This is a genomic window from Brevibacterium sp. CSND-B09, from assembly GCF_052906525.1.
Genome location: NZ_JBREGI010000001.1, coordinates 4,026,182 through 4,042,715 on the forward strand (window position 1 = coordinate 4,026,182; position 16,534 = coordinate 4,042,715).

The 16,534-nt window shown below is 65.1% G+C and carries 17 protein-coding genes; 10 read left to right on the forward strand and 7 right to left on the reverse strand.

Features of this window, described 5'->3' with window-relative positions; all coding sequences use genetic code 11:
* Window positions 1-90: 90 nt before the first annotated feature.
* From ACU4IU_RS17925 to tkt, 3 genes are read right to left on the reverse strand one after another with little or no spacing between them, the layout of a single operon-like run.
* Window positions 91-1,722: a glucose-6-phosphate isomerase gene (locus ACU4IU_RS17925; protein WP_446657502.1), complete on the reverse strand. Its 1,632-nt coding sequence runs from the start codon at window positions 1,720-1,722 to the stop codon at window positions 91-93.
* Window positions 1,719-2,822, reverse strand: a complete 1,104-nt coding sequence (tal, locus tag ACU4IU_RS17930) for a transaldolase (RefSeq protein WP_446657503.1) — start codon at window positions 2,820-2,822, stop codon at window positions 1,719-1,721. Before tal ends, ACU4IU_RS17925 begins: the two co-directional genes overlap by 4 nt.
* Window positions 2,819-4,900, reverse strand: a complete 2,082-nt coding sequence (gene tkt, locus ACU4IU_RS17935; RefSeq protein WP_446657614.1) for a transketolase — start codon at window positions 4,898-4,900, stop codon at window positions 2,819-2,821. The genes tal and tkt overlap by 4 nt, the downstream gene beginning before the upstream one ends.
* Window positions 4,901-5,126: 226 nt before the next feature.
* On the opposite strand from tkt, the gene ACU4IU_RS17940 reads away from it, so the two are divergent.
* Window positions 5,127-5,684, forward strand: coding sequence for a hypothetical protein (locus tag ACU4IU_RS17940; RefSeq protein WP_446657504.1), 558 nt, complete (start codon window positions 5,127-5,129; stop codon window positions 5,682-5,684).
* Window positions 5,685-5,694: 10 nt separating this feature from the next.
* Entirely contained in the window at window positions 5,695-6,681 is a 987-nt protein-coding gene (locus tag ACU4IU_RS17945; RefSeq protein ID WP_101544292.1) for a heme o synthase, read from the forward strand.
* 130 nt (window positions 6,682-6,811) lie between these two features.
* Here the strand turns inward: ACU4IU_RS17945 and ACU4IU_RS17950 are convergent, their stop codons facing one another.
* The 4 genes from ACU4IU_RS17950 to ACU4IU_RS17965 are packed head-to-tail and all read right to left on the reverse strand — an operon-like array spanning window position 6,812 to window position 9,795.
* On the reverse strand, window positions 6,812-7,276 hold the full coding sequence (locus ACU4IU_RS17950; RefSeq protein WP_446657505.1) for a VOC family protein: 465 nt from the start codon (window positions 7,274-7,276) through the stop codon (window positions 6,812-6,814).
* Complete coding sequence (locus ACU4IU_RS17955) at window positions 7,239-8,141, reverse strand: COX15/CtaA family protein (RefSeq protein ID WP_446657506.1); 903 nt, start codon at window positions 8,139-8,141, stop codon at window positions 7,239-7,241. Before ACU4IU_RS17955 ends, ACU4IU_RS17950 begins: the two co-directional genes overlap by 38 nt.
* An 8-nt stretch (window positions 8,142-8,149) precedes the next feature.
* Window positions 8,150-8,881: an ABC transporter permease gene (locus tag ACU4IU_RS17960; protein ID WP_446657507.1), complete on the reverse strand. Its 732-nt coding sequence runs from the start codon at window positions 8,879-8,881 to the stop codon at window positions 8,150-8,152.
* Complete coding sequence (locus ACU4IU_RS17965) at window positions 8,878-9,795, reverse strand: ABC transporter ATP-binding protein (RefSeq protein WP_446657508.1); 918 nt, start codon at window positions 9,793-9,795, stop codon at window positions 8,878-8,880. Before ACU4IU_RS17965 ends, ACU4IU_RS17960 begins: the two co-directional genes overlap by 4 nt.
* Window positions 9,796-9,932: 137 nt before the next feature.
* Here ACU4IU_RS17965 and ACU4IU_RS17970 point away from each other — a divergent pair, with 137 nt between their 5' ends.
* From ACU4IU_RS17970 to ACU4IU_RS18005, 8 genes are read left to right on the forward strand one after another with little or no spacing between them, the layout of a single operon-like run.
* On the forward strand, window positions 9,933-10,652 hold the full coding sequence (locus ACU4IU_RS17970) for a helix-turn-helix transcriptional regulator (RefSeq protein WP_139467280.1): 720 nt from the start codon (window positions 9,933-9,935) through the stop codon (window positions 10,650-10,652).
* The gene (sufB, locus tag ACU4IU_RS17975; RefSeq protein ID WP_039207512.1) at window positions 10,649-12,079 is read left to right on the forward strand and encodes a Fe-S cluster assembly protein SufB; all 1,431 of its coding nucleotides are present in this window, start codon (window positions 10,649-10,651) and stop codon (window positions 12,077-12,079) included. The genes ACU4IU_RS17970 and sufB overlap by 4 nt, the downstream gene beginning before the upstream one ends.
* 40 nt (window positions 12,080-12,119) lie before the next feature.
* Complete coding sequence (sufD, locus tag ACU4IU_RS17980; RefSeq protein ID WP_376905651.1) at window positions 12,120-13,295, forward strand: Fe-S cluster assembly protein SufD; 1,176 nt, start codon at window positions 12,120-12,122, stop codon at window positions 13,293-13,295.
* Window positions 13,292-13,615: a non-heme iron oxygenase ferredoxin subunit gene (locus ACU4IU_RS17985; RefSeq protein ID WP_139467278.1), complete on the forward strand. Its 324-nt coding sequence runs from the start codon at window positions 13,292-13,294 to the stop codon at window positions 13,613-13,615. Before sufD ends, ACU4IU_RS17985 begins: the two co-directional genes overlap by 4 nt.
* A gap of 26 nt (window positions 13,616-13,641) precedes the next feature.
* The gene (gene sufC, locus ACU4IU_RS17990) at window positions 13,642-14,400 is read left to right on the forward strand and encodes a Fe-S cluster assembly ATPase SufC (protein ID WP_139467277.1); all 759 of its coding nucleotides are present in this window, start codon (window positions 13,642-13,644) and stop codon (window positions 14,398-14,400) included.
* Window positions 14,400-15,650, forward strand: coding sequence for a SufS family cysteine desulfurase (locus ACU4IU_RS17995; RefSeq protein ID WP_172169599.1), 1,251 nt, complete (start codon window positions 14,400-14,402; stop codon window positions 15,648-15,650). The genes sufC and ACU4IU_RS17995 overlap by 1 nt, the downstream gene beginning before the upstream one ends.
* A 16-nt stretch (window positions 15,651-15,666) precedes the next feature.
* Window positions 15,667-16,146, forward strand: a complete 480-nt coding sequence (sufU, locus tag ACU4IU_RS18000; protein ID WP_446657509.1) for a Fe-S cluster assembly sulfur transfer protein SufU — start codon at window positions 15,667-15,669, stop codon at window positions 16,144-16,146.
* Window positions 16,139-16,474, forward strand: coding sequence for a metal-sulfur cluster assembly factor (locus tag ACU4IU_RS18005; protein WP_025778421.1), 336 nt, complete (start codon window positions 16,139-16,141; stop codon window positions 16,472-16,474). The genes sufU and ACU4IU_RS18005 overlap by 8 nt, the downstream gene beginning before the upstream one ends.
* The last annotated feature ends 60 nt before the right edge of the window (window positions 16,475-16,534 follow it).

A 16,534-nucleotide genomic window follows, 5' to 3' on the forward strand; every position in this document is an offset into this window, starting at 1 on the left:
AATGAGAAGGACCCCGACCGAATCGGTCGGGGTCCTTCTCTGTTCGTGCCCTGTCCCTCGCTCCGGCGGATCAGTGCCGTTTCAGGCAGATCAGTCGTGGCCGAAGTGGTGGCGCGGGCTGATCGACCCGATCGCCTCCCGCAGCTGTTCGAGCCCACGAGAACGATCAAGCAGGTGCAGACGCACCACGGGTCGGCCTTTCTCACTCAGCACCGCCGCATCGCCGGCGGCCTGGGCGCGCTGCAGCTGAGCGAAGCCGAAGTCGCGTCCCGGCACCAGCAGGTCAGTGCGAGCCTCACCGGTGATCTGGAGGAACACTCCGTTCGGATGACCGCCCTTGTGGTACTGGCCGGTCGAATGCAGGTAGCGGGGGCCGAAGCCGAAGGTCGTCTGCACTCCGGCATGTGTGGACACGAGCGGACGCAGATCTGCAGCCTCGGCATCGGCGATCCGATCGAGGTAGGCCTGAATGCCGACATATCCGTACTCGTCGACCTGCGAGAACAGCTCCTCCAGAGCTCCGACGAGATCAGTGGCCTCGTCGACGACGTCGAGAACGTCGATGTCTCCCTCACGGAACCGCGGCTGCTCCGTCGAACCCGAGTCCGGTCCGTCGAGCAGATGCCTGGCCTGTGCCTTCGCGGCCTCCACATCAGGCTGGTCGAAGGGATTGACCCCGATGCTGTATCCGGCGATGGCCGTGGCGTATTCCCAGAACAGGAACAGCTCGCCCAACCCACCGGTGATCGTCGCTTCGAATCCGGACGGCGCACCCAGCTCCGAGTCATCGGCTGCCGGCCCGAGCAGGCACAGGAGTGCGTCTGCGCGTGCATCGGAGAACCCGATGTCGGCAGGGGAATCGACGACGACGGGAAGGATGCCCTGACCGTCCTTGCCGAGGGATTCGGCGATGAGCTGCTCGACCCAGGCCCCGAGCCCGTTCAGCTGCTCGGCGGTCTCGGCGAGGACGAGCTTCTCCGTCGTCCGGGCGTGGGCGATGCTCAGCCAAGCGCCGAACCGCAGTGCAGGATTGTCCAGACCGTCGGCAGACAGGTCGGCGGCGGCCGCGGCGGACTCTGCGACGATCCCGCGCACATCGGCACCGGCCAGACCCGCGGGGACGAGTCCGAAGGCCGAGAGAGCACTGAAGCGTCCGCCGACCGTGGGGTCGACGAGGAAGGTCGCAAGGAAGCCCTGATCGGCGGCCAGCGTCTCGAGTTCGGTTCCCGGATCGGTGATCGCGATCATCCGGGACGCCGGATCGACGCCGATCGATTCGAAGGCCGCGGCGAAGCTGCGGCGGATCGAATCCGTCTCCACCGTGGTTCCGGACTTCGACGCGATGATGAGGACCGTGTGTTCGAGATCGGTGCCGATCGCCTCGGCGACCTGATTGGGATCCGTCGAGTCGATGATCTCGAGTCGGACACCGGCCGTCTGAGCCATCACCTCGGGAGCGAGCGATGATCCGCCCATTCCGGCCAAGCTGATCGTGCGCAGACCCTGCTCCTGCAGACGCAACCGCAGGGATTCGATCTTATCGAGCAGATCTGCGGCGTTCTGCGGAAGATCCACCCAGCCCATCCGGTCCGCGGCGTCGGCGGCCCCGTCGAACAGTTCCGCATCCTTGGCGCTCAGCCGGGAAGCCAGGCCGGCCTCGATGAGACGCGCGGCCTCTGCCTCGAACTCCTCATCGACGGGAACAGAGAGTGAGAGCTTCATGAGCGGTCCAAAGCCGTACGGATCGTTTCCTGGAGTTCGGTCCAACTGACGTTGAACTTCTCCAGCCCCTGCTCTTCGAGCACGGTCATGACCTCGGCGTAGTCGATGCCCAGTCGTGCCAGAGCGTCGAAGACCTCGTCGGCGGCACGGTAGTGCTCGGACGTGATCTGGCCGGTGACCTCACCGTGGTCGGCGAACGCCTCCAGAGTGGGTTCGGGCATCGTGTTCACGGTGTTCGGTGCGATGAGCCCGGTCACGTACATCGTGTCGGCGTAGTCGGGATTCTTCACTCCGGTCGAAGCCCACAGCAGACGCTGCGGACGGGCCCCGGCGAGTTCGAGGACTCGGAAGCGTTCGGAGGTGAACAGCTGCGAGTGGATCTCATGGGCGAGCACGCAGTTCGCGATGCCCGCCTTGCCCTTGAGCTCCACGGCCTTCGGGTCGTCGATGGAGTCGAGACGGGAATCGATCTCGGAGTCCACCCGGGAGACGAACACCGAGGCCACCGACCGGATCGTCGAGAGGTCATGGCCGGCGGCGCGGGCCTTCTCCAGCCCCTGGAGGAAGGCTTCGACGACGTGGCGGTAGCGGGTCAGGGAGAACACGAGCGTGACGTTGACGCTGATCCCGGCCGCGATCGTTTCGGAGATCGCGCGGAGTCCCTCCTCGGTGGCCGGGATCTTGATCATCGCATTCGGTTCGCCGACCCGTTCCCACAGGGTCTTCGCCGAGGCGACGGTCGCTTGCGCATCATGGGCCAGCGGGGGAGCGACCTCGATCGACACGCGACCGTCTTCGCCGTTCGTGGACTCGAAGACCGGACGGAACAGGCGGGCTGCCTCGGCGACATCCGCTGTGGTCAGTGCCTCGATGGCCTCATCCACATCGGCACCGGAGGCACCGAGCTCGGCGACCGCAGCGTCGTAGTCGTCGGCTGCCGAGATCGCGTTCGCGAAGATCGTCGGGTTCGTCGTCACACCCGTGACGGAGGATTCCGCGATGAGGCGGGCGAGATCCCCGGATTCGAGTCGGGTGCGGGAGAGGTCGTCGAGCCAGATCGAGACTCCGGCCGCGCTGAGCTGCTGGAGACGTTCACTCATGCTTCCGCCTTTGCTGCGTTGATGGATTCCTTTGCTGCGTCGACGACGGCCGAGGCCGTGATGCCGAACTTCTCGTACAGGGTCTGGTAGTCCGCGGATGCACCGAAATGTTCGATGGACACGGCACGACCGGCATCGCCGAGGTACTTGTGCCAGCTCATCGCCGAGGCGGCTTCGATGCTCACGCGTGCCTTCAGCGTTCGCGGCAGCACAGTGGCCCGGTAGTCCTCCGGCTGAGCGTCGAACCATTCCTGGCACGGCATGGAGATGACGCGAGCGGCTGTGCCCGATGCCTGCAGAGCTTCGGCGGCCTCGAGAGCGATGGCGACCTCGGAACCGCTGGCGATGATGGCCACCTCGGGCTGGTCACCGGTATCGGTGAGCACATAGCCGCCGCATGCGGCCTCGGAGGCGGGGGCGTACTTCTCACGGTCGAGGACCGGCACGGCCTGTCGGGTCAGCACGAGTCCGCTGGGGCCGTCGGTGCGTTCGAGGATCTTCCGCCATGCGACCGCGGTCTCGTTCGCATCGGCCGGTCGGACGAGGTCGAGGCCGGGGATCGCCCGCAGCGCGGAGAGGTGCTCGATCGGCTGGTGGGTCGGTCCGTCCTCACCGAGGCCGATCGAATCGTGGGTCCACACGAACAGGTTCGGCAGCTGCTGGAGGGCAGCCAGGCGCACGGCCGGCCGCTGGTAGTCGCTGAAGACGAGGAACGTGCCGTTGTACGGGCGGGTTCCGCCGTGCAGGGCGATGCCGTTGCCGATGAGACCGGCGGAGAACTCGCGGACGCCGAAGTGGATATTGCGTCCGTACTCGTGGCCGGAGAATGCACCCGTGGAGCGGTGAGCGGGCAGGAAGCTCGGCTCACCCTTGATCAGAGTGTTGTTCGAGCCCGCGAGGTCGGCGGAACCGCCCCAGAGTTCGGGCATGGTCTCGGCGATCGCATTGAGAACCTGACCGGACGCCGCGCGAGTGGCGATGCCCTTCTCGCTGGCTTCGAAGACCGGGAAAGCCGCATCGAGGCCGGCGGGCAGCTCGCGCTTGGACAGACGGTCGAAGAGGGCGGCGTTGTCCGGGTTGGCGGTGCGCCATTCGGCGAAGGACTTGTCCCATTCGAGGTGGGCGGCACGACCGCGGTCCAGGGCCTGACGAGTGTGAGCGAGAACCTCGTCGTCGACGGCGAAGGTCGACTCCGGGTCGAAGCCGAGGACCTCCTTGGTCGCCCGGATCTCGTCCTCGCCGAGGGCCGCACCGTGAGACCCGCCGGTGTTCTGCGCGTTCGGGGCCGGCCAGGCGATGATCGTGGACAGGCGGATGAACGAGGGGCGGGAATCCGCGCGAGCAGCCTCGACGGCGGCGTGGAAGGCTTCGATGTCCTCGTGGTAGTCACCGCCGGCAGTGAAGTCGACGTGCTGGACGTGCCAGCCGTAGGCGGCGTACCGGGCGGCCGTGTCCTCGCCGAAGGCGATCGCGGTGTCGTCTTCGATGGAGATCTTGTTGTCGTCCCAGATCACCAGCAGGTTCGACAGCTCCTGCGTCCCGGCCAGCGATGACGCCTCACCGGACACTCCCTCTTCGAGGTCGCCGTCCGAGGCGAGCACGACGATGTTGTGGTCGAACGGTGAGCTGCCGGGAGCCGCCTCGGGGTCGAAGAGTCCGCGTTCACGGCGAGCGGCCATGGCCATGCCCACGGCCGAGGCCAGTCCGGAGCCCAGGGGCCCCGTGGTGATCTCGACGCCGGCGGTGTGGCCGACTTCCGGGTGCCCCGGGGTGAGCGAACCCCATGTGCGCAGCGCCTTGAGGTCGTCGAGCTCGAGCCCGAACCCTGCCAGGTAGAGCTGGACGTACTGCGTGAGCGAACTGTGACCGCAGGAGAGGACGAAACGATCACGGCCGACCCAAGTCGGGTCGGCCGGGTCGTGAGTGAGTCCGTGCTGATACAGGTAGTGTGCGATGGGCGCCAGGCTCATTGCGGTGCCCGGGTGCCCGTTCCCTGTCTTCTGCACCGCATCCGCGGCGAGGAGGCGGGCAGTGTCGACTGCGCGATTGTCGAGTTCAGTCCAGGACAGAGTTGTCATGTCGTCGAGCGATCCTTCGTTCGTCTGAAGAGCGTGCATTCAAACTCTACCCGTCGGATGCCTGAAGCGCCGCCCCTGTTCACCCGCCGTGCTGAGAGGGAGCGAGACATTTAGGCTACCGACGGGTAAAGTGTGGTCTCGCGCACAGTTGCGGGTTCGACATCCAATGGCTGCTGTGTGCTGCGGAGACCGAAAATGGACTGTGCCTGACTGGAGGGATGACAGGGTGAGCAAAGGTGCTGATCCCGTGATCAATGCCGCCGTCGCAGACAGCGGGGACCAGCGATCCGATCGGCCGGCGGGCAGGCGCCCCGACTTCGCCGAGGTGGCCGAACAGACGAGGGGGCTCCGTCGGCTGATCTCCCGGATCGGCACGGCGTGCCCGGTGTTCTTCGCCGTGGCTACCGTCGCCGTGTCGTCGGCGATCGCCCAGCCGCTCCGCGGCACCGTCGACGTCGGGGAGCTCGGCCTGTGGACGTTGGGCACACTCCTTCTGCTCACCCCCTTCGCGGCAGCGCTGGCCGTGATGCTCAATGCACGGCGCGGCGGACTGGTGTGGACGACCGCCCTCGTCTACTCCGTCATCACCGGATTCATCGGCCTGTGCGTCGATGCGAATCTCCTCCGCACGGATCCGCAGTCGGCCTCGCTGAGCTTCATCTCAGTGCTCATCGTGCAGGTCGTCGTGCTTGCTCCGGTGTGTGCGGCGGTGGCCTTCCTCGTCCGCATCGTCAGTGACTCGACTCGCCTGCGCGCGACTGGCAAAAACTTCGACAACAGGTAGAATCTAGGGCGTGAGCAAACTTCGTCAGAACCGGGAAGAGCAGAGTGAACGACCTCTGCAGAGGGCCATCGACGAGCAGAGCCTCGCTACCCGACCGCGTTCGATCATCAGCGCCTATATCGCGCTGACCAAGCCGCGCGTCATCGAGCTGCTCCTCGTCACGACCGCGCCCGTGATGTTCCTGGCCGCTCAGGGACTGCCGAACATCTGGCTGGTCATCAACACCCTCATCGGCGGAGCCGCTGCTGCGGCGTCGGCCTCGGTCTTCAACTGCTACGTCGACCGTGACATCGACGCGAAGATGGAACGGACGAAGGACCGTCCCCTTGTCACCGGTGAGATCAGCCCCCGTTCTGCACTCATCTTCGCTTTCGTGCTCGGCATCGGTTCGATCTTCTGGCTCGGCGGATTCACGAACTGGGTCACGGCGGGACTCACCGCCTCGGCGATTCTGCTCTACGCAGTCTTCTACACCCTCGTCCTCAAGCGCCGCACCTCACAGAACATCGTCTGGGGCGGCGCTGCAGGCTGCATGCCCGTGCTCATCGGCTGGTCGGCCGTGACCGGAGGAATCGCGTGGGAGCCCGTGCTGCTCTTCCTCGTCGTCTTCTTCTGGACCCCGCCGCACTACTGGCCGCTGGCGATCAAGTACAAGGCCGACTACGACGCCGCCGACGTGCCCATGCTGCCGTCGAAGGTTCCGCCGACATCCGTCGGCCGTCAGATGATCCTCTACACCTGGGCGATGATCGCCTGCTCACTCGCGCTCATTCCCGTCGCTCCGATGGGTCCTGTCTACACGATCGTGGCCGTCGGCGCCGGAGTCTGGTTCCTGTGGTCGTGCTACTCGCTGGTCTCCCGTGCCAAGCAGGGTAAGGACGGCACCTCGCTCAAGGCGATGAAGGTCTTCCACGGTTCGATCACCTACCTGTCACTGCTCTTCCTGGCAGTGGCCATCGACCCGTTCGTGCCCACCCTGATCCCCGGTATCTGGTGATTCGCCGAAGAACCCGCTGATCCATTCGGCCCAGTTTGAGTTGGATAGCACAGATTTGAAACAGTGCTATCCAACTCAAACTGGGCCGTTGTGCGTCTGTGCCTTGCGCTTCGGGTCGGAACGCAAATTCTCAGCCGGCGTTGACGAGGTCGTCGATGACGATCTTCTTCATCTGCATGAGCGCCTGAGTCTGTGCCGGACCGGTCATCAGCTCGCCGAAGTTCGCGGGAACGATCTGCCAGCTGACTCCGAAGCGGTCCTTGAGCCAACCGCACTGTTCGTGCTCGGGTGACGCCGACAGTTGCGACCAGTAGTGGTCGATCTCGGCCTGGCCCGCGCATTCGACGGTCAGCGAGATCGCCTCGTTGAATGTGAACACTGGTCCGCCGTCGAGGCAGATGAACTCTGTGCCGTCGAGGACGAACCGGCCGGTCAGGACCTTCCCGCTCATCCCCCTGAAGTGTTCGTCGAGGGATTCGTCGGGATAGCGTTCGATGGACAGGACGCGCGAATCGGGGAAGACGGAGCAGTAGAACTCCATGGCCTCCTCGGCGCAGTCAGGAAACCACAGACACGGAACGATCGGGACTGACATCGGTGCTCCTCGGGTATGCGCTGTCGAGGACGGCAACGCTTGCCGCAATCGTAGCCGACAGGCCGACCATGTGTAAGGCCACGAGCAGTTCGGGAACACCGAGGAAGTACTGGACGTAGCCGATGATTCCCTGGGCCACCTCGACGACGAGAAGCACGGTCAGCGGGGCGACCATCGCCGTCTGCGTCTTCTTCCGGGCGACGACGAGAGCGGAGATCGTGGTGATGACGAGCAGCCACACCGGCGCGGCGTGCAAGCGGGTGACCCAGATGTTGTCGAGGTTGTTGCGGGTCGAGATCGTCGAACCCGAATGGGGCCCGGCCCCCGTGGTGAGCACGCCGAAGACGACGATGATCGCGGTGAGACCGAGGATGATCCACCCCAGAGTCGGCAGCGGAGCCGCGGCCTTGGTGCCCAGCCGCACGCCGGTGTCATAGGTGCGGCGGACGAAGTAGGCGGCGACGCCGACAGCGACGGCCGAGGGCACGAAGTGCCCGGCGACGACCCAGGGATTGAGCTTCGTCCACACGGTGATTCCGCCGACGACGGCCTGGACGGGCACGATGGCCAGCAGGCCGATATTGAGCCAGAAGAGATCCGGGCGCTGCTTCCGGTGCCTCCACAGCATGAGCGCAATGCACACGCCGAGGATCGCCAGCGCCACAGCCAGCAGGCGGTTGCCGAACTCGATGGCGCCGTGGATGCCCATCTCGCTGGTGGCCACGAGCGAATCCGGGGTGCACTTCGGCCAGTCCGAACAGCCGAGCCCGGAGCCGGTGAGCCGGACGATTCCGCCGGTCAGGATGATCCCTGCCTGGGCGATGAGCATGGCCCAAGCGGCGATGCGGATCTTCTTGGTGACCACTTCACTCCTCATTCGAAACGGAACCACCTGCGTGCCGCAAGCGTTCCCACAAGCCCCCATACCAGGAGCACGATGATTGCTTTGATGTCTGTGCCGCCGTGTCCGATGGCGGACCGCATGGCGTCGCCGAGCGCACCGGAGGGCAGGTAGCCCACAACCGTTCCCCATTCTCCCGGATGTGCGATGACGAGGCCACCGACGCCCGCCATGAGCACCCAGATGAGGTTCGTCGACGCCAGAGTCGCCTCGGCGCGGACTGTGCCGGCCATGAGCAGACCGAGCGAGAGCAGCGCGGCGGTGCCGAACAGCGTGGCCAGGATGAGTCCGAGGATGTCGACGGGACCTCGGAAGCCGAGAATCGCCGCCGCGGCGAAGACGAGTGCGTACTGGATGAGAACGACGACGATGACGGCGCCGAGTTTGCCGAGGATGAGTCCGTTCGTCCCCAGCGGAGTCGTCGCCAGCTGCCGGAGAACCCCGTAGCGGCGGTCGAAGGCGGTTGCGATCGCCTGCCCGGTGAATGCGCTGGAGGCCAGGCTCAGGCTCAGCGCCCCGGGGACGGCGATCGACAGCGGATCGGTACCGGCCTCGATGACCCCGAGCCCGGTGAGCAGGGGAGTCTTCGCGAGGAAGACGAGCAGACCCAGCGGGAAGATGATTGAGAGCAGCAGTTGTTCGCCGTTGCGCAGAACGGACAGGGTCTCGAACTTCGCCTGCGAGACGATGCGTGTCGAGGTCATCGCAGCGGCCTCCCGGTAAGATCGAAGAAGACGTCGGACAGGGACTGCCTCTGCATGCCGATGTCCGTGATCTGCAGTCCCGCCTCGGCGACGGCAGTGCACGCAGCCGCGATCTGGCTCGCAGTCGGTGCTCCGTCGAGGGAGATGAGTGAGCCCTGCGCCGAGGCGGGACCGAGCTCGGTGAGCCGATCGACGAGGGCGGCGGGGACGGGGGAGTCGAGGCGTATCGTCAGCGACCGTGACCCGGCGGAGGCGCTGCGCAGCTCCTCTGGCGCTCCCTGAGCGATGATCCGTCCCCGATCGATGACGACGACCTCGTCGGAGAGCTCCTCGGCCTCGGCGAGGTCGTGGGTGGTGAGGACTACGGCGACTCCGCGGTCGGCGAGATCGCAGATGAAGCTGTGGACGACCTCGCGAGCCTGCGGGTCGAGACCGGCGCAGGGTTCGTCGAGGAAGACAAGGCGCGGCCGTCCGATGAGGGCCGCGGCCAGTGCGACTCGCTGCTTCTGTCCCCCGGAGAGCCTGCGCATCGTACGTCCGGCGAAGTCGTGGAGACCCAGCGGTTCGGCGAGTGCGTCGACCGGTACGGGATTCTCATAGAGGGTGGAGAGGTGCCGCAGCACCTGCAGGGGCTTCGAGCTCATCGGCAGTCCGCCGTCCTGGAGCATGACCCCGGCCAGCTGCGACGTCGTCGCGTGTTCGGCGACGGGGTCGTGCCCGAAGATCTCGACCGTGCCCGATTCGGGACGGCGGGTGCCCACGGCCAGGGAGATGGTCGTGGATTTTCCCGCGCCGTTGGGTCCGAGAACGCCGAGGACGGATCCGGACTCGGCCGTGAGGTCGATTCCGTCGACGACACGGTGGGTGCCGTAGGAGTACTGGAGACCGCGAATGGTCAGGGCCGGAGATGACACCAGGCTATTCTACGACGCGTCGAAACGGGTGTCGAAACCGCAGGTGTCCACGCGCGACGCGGGCGGTGGTTAGGCTCACCTAGTTTTACGAAACAAATTACGCAACAATATTGTTGTGTTAGTCAAGGAGGTGGATTATGGCTGCAAACGACACGGAAGATCGCCGAACCCGGCAGAAGGTCTTCCAGTCGGTGCTCGACGAAGGTCCGATCACTGCTTCGTCTTTGGCCAAAGCCCTCGAGCTGACTCCCGCGGCGATCCGTCGTCACCTGGACGCGCTGGAGAGTGAGGGCCTTCTCGAGGTCCGTGAACTCGCCGGCAAACAGGCGGGCAGGGGCCGACCGGCCCGGCACTATGTGGTCACGACGGCCGGACACGATTCGGTCAGTCATTCCTACGACGAGTTGGCCGTGAACATCCTGCGCTTCATGGAGGACAAGCACGGCAGATCGGCAGTGGAGGGCTTCACGGAAGACCTCGTGAGCCGACTGCGGGAGCGACTCGGACCGGAACTCGAAAAGCGCGGCGGCACCACAGTGGCGTCTCGCTCACGTGCACTTGCCGCCGCACTCACACGGGAAGGGTACGCCGCCTCGGCGACCCCGGTCGCGGCCGGAACCCCGTTGGAGGCGATGCAGCTGTGCCAGGGACACTGCCCGATCCAGGCCGTGGCGGCGGAGTACCCGGAGATCTGCGAAGCAGAGCTCGCGATGTTCTCCGACTACCTCGGTGTCGACGTGCGGCGGCTGTCGTCGCTGGCCCAGGGCGACCATGTGTGCACCACCCACATTCCGACTTCGGAACTGACCAGACCACTCATCCACAGCAATGATCGACCTCAAGGAGGTTCACGATGACTGACACAGGAAATCGGATCATCGATGCGAATCCCGAGCTCAAAGACCTCGGGCAGTACGCATACGGTTGGCACGACGAGAACGATGCCGGCGCGACCGCGACCCGCGGCCTCAGCGAGGAAGTCGTCCGCAACATCTCGAAGCTCAAGGACGAACCGGAGTGGATGCTCAAGCGTCGACTCAAGGCTCTGCGTCTGTTCGACAAGAAGCCGATGCCGAACTGGGGCGCCGACCTCACCGGAATCGACTTCGCGGACATCAAGTACTTCGTTCGCTCCACCGAGGGGCAGGCGACGTCCTGGGAGGACCTGCCCGAGGACATCCGCAACACCTATGACAAGCTCGGCATCCCCGAGGCCGAGAAGCAGCGCCTCGTCGCCGGTGTCGCCGCTCAGTACGAGTCCGAGGTCGTCTACCACCAGATCAACGAGGAGCTCGAGGCTCAGGGTGTCATCTTCATGGATACCGACACCGGCCTGCGCGAGCACCCGGAGATCTTCGAAGAGTACTTCGGGTCGATCATTCCGTCCGGTGACAACAAGTTCGCCGCTCTGAATACCGCTGTCTGGTCCGGCGGCTCCTTCGTCTACGTCCCCAAGGGCGTCCACGTCGAGATCCCGCTGCAGGCCTACTTCCGCATCAACACGGAGAACATGGGCCAGTTCGAGCGCACGCTCATCATCGCCGACGAGGGTTCCTCGGTCCACTACGTCGAGGGCTGCACCGCTCCGATCTACAAGACCGACTCCCTGCACTCGGCCGTCGTCGAGATCATCGCGAAGAAGGATGCGAAGGTCCGCTACACGACGATCCAGAACTGGTCGAACAACGTGTACAACCTCGTCACCAAGCGCGCCATCGCCGAAGAGGGCGCCTCCATGGAATGGGTCGACGGCAACATCGGCTCGAAGGTGACCATGAAGTACCCGGCCATCTGGCTCACCGGTGAGCACGCCCGCGGCGAGACGCTGTCCGTGGCCTTCGCCGGCGAGGGACAGCACCAGGACACCGGTGCGAAGATGGTCCACGCCGCTCCGCACACCCATTCGTCGATCGTGTCGAAGTCCGTGGCCCGCGGCGGCGGCCGCGCCGGCTACCGCGGACTCGTCCATGTCCACCCGGGCGCCGAAGGCTCGTCGAACAACGTCCTCTGCGACGCCCTGCTCGTCGACAACGTCTCCCGTTCGGACACGTACCCCTACATCGACATCCGCGAAGACGACGTCACACTCGGCCATGAGGCCACCGTGTCGAAGGTCAGTGAGGATCAGCTCTTCTACCTCATGTCCCGCGGCATGGAGGAGACCGAGGCGATGGCGATGATCGTGCGCGGCTTCGTCGAGCCGATCGCACGCGAACTCCCGATGGAGTACGCCCTCGAACTCAACCGCCTCATCGAACTGCAGATGGAAGGCGCGGTCGGCTGAGACCCGACCCGGCGCCCACTGCACTCAAAGGAGTAAATCTGTGACTGATACCACCAACCCGCTTGGCCTCTCGGAGCATTCGCACGGTTCCGAGGTCCAGGTGCCCGATTCGAAGCGCGATGCGCGCACGCGCAGCTTCGATGTCGCCGACTTCCCCGTGCCCACCGGCCGGGAGGAGGAATGGCGCTTCTCTCCCGTCCGCAAGTTCAGCGAGTTCTTCGAGGACACCGCCACCGAGGCGAAGCTGAAGTTCGAGTCGGATCTGCCCGCGGGCCTGTCCGTCGAGGAGATCTCGCTCGAGTCAGCCCAGGAACTGGGCATCCTCGAGCCCGAGGACCGCGCCGCGGCCGTCGCCGCCAACCGCGCCTCTGCGGTGACGCACTACTCGGTCCCCGCGGACACCGAACTCGAGCGGGCCGCGATCATCCACGCGGACGGCACCGGTGAGGCGCTCGGCCACGGCCATGTCGTCGTCACCGTCGGCGCGAATTCGAAGGCGACCATCGTCGTCGAACACGAGGGACTGGCCCGGTACTCCGAGCTCGTCTCCCTCGTCATCGGCGATGGTGCGGACGTGACCTTCGTATCGCTGCAGCTGTGGGACGACGGCTCCCAGCACCTCGGTCAGCACGACGCGATCGTGGGCAAGGACGCGAAGTTCAAGCACATCCACATCACCCTCGGCGGTGACGTCGTGCGCCTGAACACGAACGTGCGCTACTCGGCAGCCGGGGGAGAGGCCGAACTGCTCGGACTCTACTTCGCCGATGCCGGTCAGCACCTCGAGCACCGCACCTACATCGACCACAACACGCCGAAGGCCCAGTCGAACGTCCATTACAAGGGCGCACTGCAGGGCAAGGACGCGCGCAGCGTGTGGATCGGCGATGTGCTCATCCGTCCCGAGGCCCTCGACATCGACACCTACGAGCTCAACCGGAACCTCATCCTCACCGATGGCGCCCGGGCCGACTCGGTGCCGAACCTCGAGATCGAGACCGGAGACATCGCCGGTGCAGGCCACGCCTCCTCGGTGGGTCGCTTCGATGAGGAGCACCTGTTCTACCTCATGAGCCGCGGCATCCCCGAGGACGTCGCTCGTCAGCTCGTGGTCCGCGGATTCTTCAACGAAGTGATTCAGAAGATCCAGGTGCCCGAGATCGAAGACGTGCTCAACGAACGCATCGAAGACGAATTGTCCCGGAGTGTTCTGTGACCATGATCGACGTGGCGGCCACCGACGAGGTGGCCCCCGGCGGCACCATGCGCATCGAGGTCGGCGAGTACGAGATCTGCATCGCACGCGACTCCGACGGCACGATACACGCCATCGACGACCTGTGCACCCATGGTGAGGTGTCGCTGGCCGAAGGAGACGTCGAGGACTGCACCATCGAATGCTGGCTGCACGGCTCGCAGTTCGATCTCAACACGGGCAAGCCGGTCAATCCGCCGGCGTTCGAACCCGTCGCGGTCTATGACTGCAAAGAGATCGCCGGCCGCATCCTCGTCGACCCGAACACCACCCTGAACTGACTCAAGACCGAAGAAGAAGGATCATTATGTCCACTCTCAAGATCGAAGACCTGCACGTCGGTGTCAACACCGATACCGGTCTCAAGCCCATCCTCAACGGCATCGACCTCGTCATCAACACGAACGAGACCCATGCCATCATGGGCCCCAACGGCTCCGGCAAGTCGACCCTGGCCTACGCTCTGGCCGGTCACCCCAAGTACGAAGTGACCTCCGGTTCGGTCACCCTCGACGGAGAGGACGTCCTCGAGATGTCCGTCGACGAGCGTGCCAAGGCCGGACTGTTCCTGGCCATGCAGTACCCCGTCGAGGTTCCCGGCGTGACCGTGACGAACTTCCTCCGCTCGGCCAAGACCGCCATCGACGGTGAAGCTCCGAAGCTGCGCAACTGGACCAAGGACCTCAAGCAGGCCATGGAGAACCTCCGTGTGGATCCCGCCTTCGCCTCGCGCAACGTCAACGAAGGCTTCTCCGGCGGCGAGAAGAAGCGTCACGAGATCCTGCAGCTCGAGATGCTCAAGCCGAAGTTCGCCGTCCTCGACGAGACCGACTCCGGCCTCGACGTCGACGCGCTGCGCATCGTGTCCGAAGGCGTCAACCGCGTCAAGGACGCCACCGACGTCGGCATCATGCTCATCACCCACTACACGCGCATCCTCAACTACATCAAGCCCGATCACGTCCACGTGATCATCAAGGGCAAGGTGGCCGAGGAAGGCGGACCGGAACTGGCCGAACGCCTCGAGAACGAAGGCTACGACCGCTTCTTCACCGCCGGCGTCTGATGTTCTCACGTCTGAGGGGCGACTTCCCGATCCTCGATGTGAGGGTCGGGGAGTCGCCGCTGTCGTATCTCGACTCGGGAGCGACATCGCAGAAGCCGCAGTGCGTCATCGACACCTTCGTCGAGTACTTCCAGCAGCGCAACGCCGCCGTCCACCGAGGTGCGCACTCCCTGGCCGTCGAGGCCACGGACGCCTTCGAGAACGGTCGGATCGCCGCTGCCGGACTCGTCGGCGGGACACCGGAACAGGTGTGCTGGACGAAGAACGCGACCGAGGCGCTCAACATCATGGCCCTCGGCATGGATCGGGCCAGCCATGGCTTCGGGGGAGACGACGCAGAGCGTTTCGCCCTCGCCCCCGGTGACTCGATCGTCGTCACCGAGATGGAGCACCATGCGAATCTCGTGCCGTGGCAGCAGCTGGCTGCCTCCACGGGAGCACAGCTGCGCTGGCTGCCGGTCACTGACTCCGGTGAACTCGATCTGACCGATCTCGACACGATGGTCGACGAATCGACGAAGGTGCTCGCGTTCACGCACGTCTCCAACGTCCTCGGCACGATCAACCCGGTCGACCGCCTCGTGGACCGGGCCCGCGCCGTCGGAGCCTACGTCGTGCTCGACGCCTGCCAGTCCGTTCCGCATATGCCTGTGGACTTCGTCGACCTCGACGTCGACTTCGCCGCGTTCTCCGCTCATAAGGCACTCGGCCCCACCGGCCTGGGCGCGCTGTGGGGCAAGTCCGAACTGCTCGACGCTCTGCCGCCGGTGCTCACCGGCGGATCCATGATCACCACGGTGACCATGGAGGAGACCGAGTTCATGCCCGCTCCGCAGCGGTTCGAGGCCGGCACTCAGCCGGTCGCCGAGGTGGCGGCTTTCGCGACAGCGATCGGATACCTCACCGAGGTGGGGCTGGACAATGTTCTCGAGCATGAGAAGGAGCTCGCCCGAGTCCTCCTCGACGGGATCGGCCAGATCCCCGGAATCCGCATCCTCGGCGAGTCCGAAGACCGGATCGGAACCGTGGCCTTCGACGTCGACGGCGTGCACGCCCACGATGTCGGACAGTATCTCGACTCGCAGGGCATCGCCGTGCGGGTGGGCCACCACTGCGCTCAGCCGCTGCACCGCCGCTTCGGGGTCACCGCCTCGACGCGGGCGAGCACGTACCTGTACAACAACGTCGAAGACTGCACCCGCTTCCTCACCGCTCTGGCGGAAGTGCGGCCCTTCTTCGGAGTCGGCTGAGGAGGGGAGCGAACCGATGAGCACACAGATGCAGCAGCTCTACCAACAGGTGATCCTCGACCAGTCGCGGGCACGCATCGGCAACACCGAACTGCTCCGTGATGCCGCAGGGTCACCGCACGGATATTCGCATCAGGTGAACCCGACGTGCGGCGATGAGATCGAGCTCGAGACCGAACTGCGTGAGGACGGCACGATCGCGGTGAGGTGGATCGGCGACGGCTGTTCGATCTCGATGGCCTCGGCCTCGGTGCTGTCGGAGCTGGCCGCCGAATCCTCCGTCGCGCAGATGCTCGAGATCGAAGGCGCGTTCCACGAACTCATGCATTCACGTGGGACAATGGAGGCGGATGAGTCGATTCTCGGGGACGCCGCGGCGTTCACCGGAGTGTCGAAATTCCCGGCCAGGATCAAATGCGCTCTCCTGGCATGGATGGCGTTCAAGGACGCACTCAACCAAGCACAAGCAGCTCGTGAGGAGAAACACAATGCCTGAAGTCATTGACGCACCGCAGAATGCCAGCGTCGACGAAGTGCGCGAGGCGATGATGGACGTCGTCGATCCCGAGCTCGGTGTCAACATCGTCGATCTCGGCCTCGTGTACGGACTCTCGGTCGAAGACGACGGCACCGCCGTGATCGAGATGACCCTGACCTCGGCAGCCTGCCCGCTGACCGACGTCATCGAGGACCAGACCGCACAGTCGCTCGAGGGAATCGTGCCGGCCTACCGGATCAACTGGGTCTGGATGCCGCCATGGGGTCCGGAGAAGATCACCGAGGACGGCCGCGAACAGATGCGTGCCCTCGGCTTCAATATCTGATCCGACACCGACGACGTTCGGTTGTCTGCGTCCCCGCGGGGACGCAGACGAACACCATCG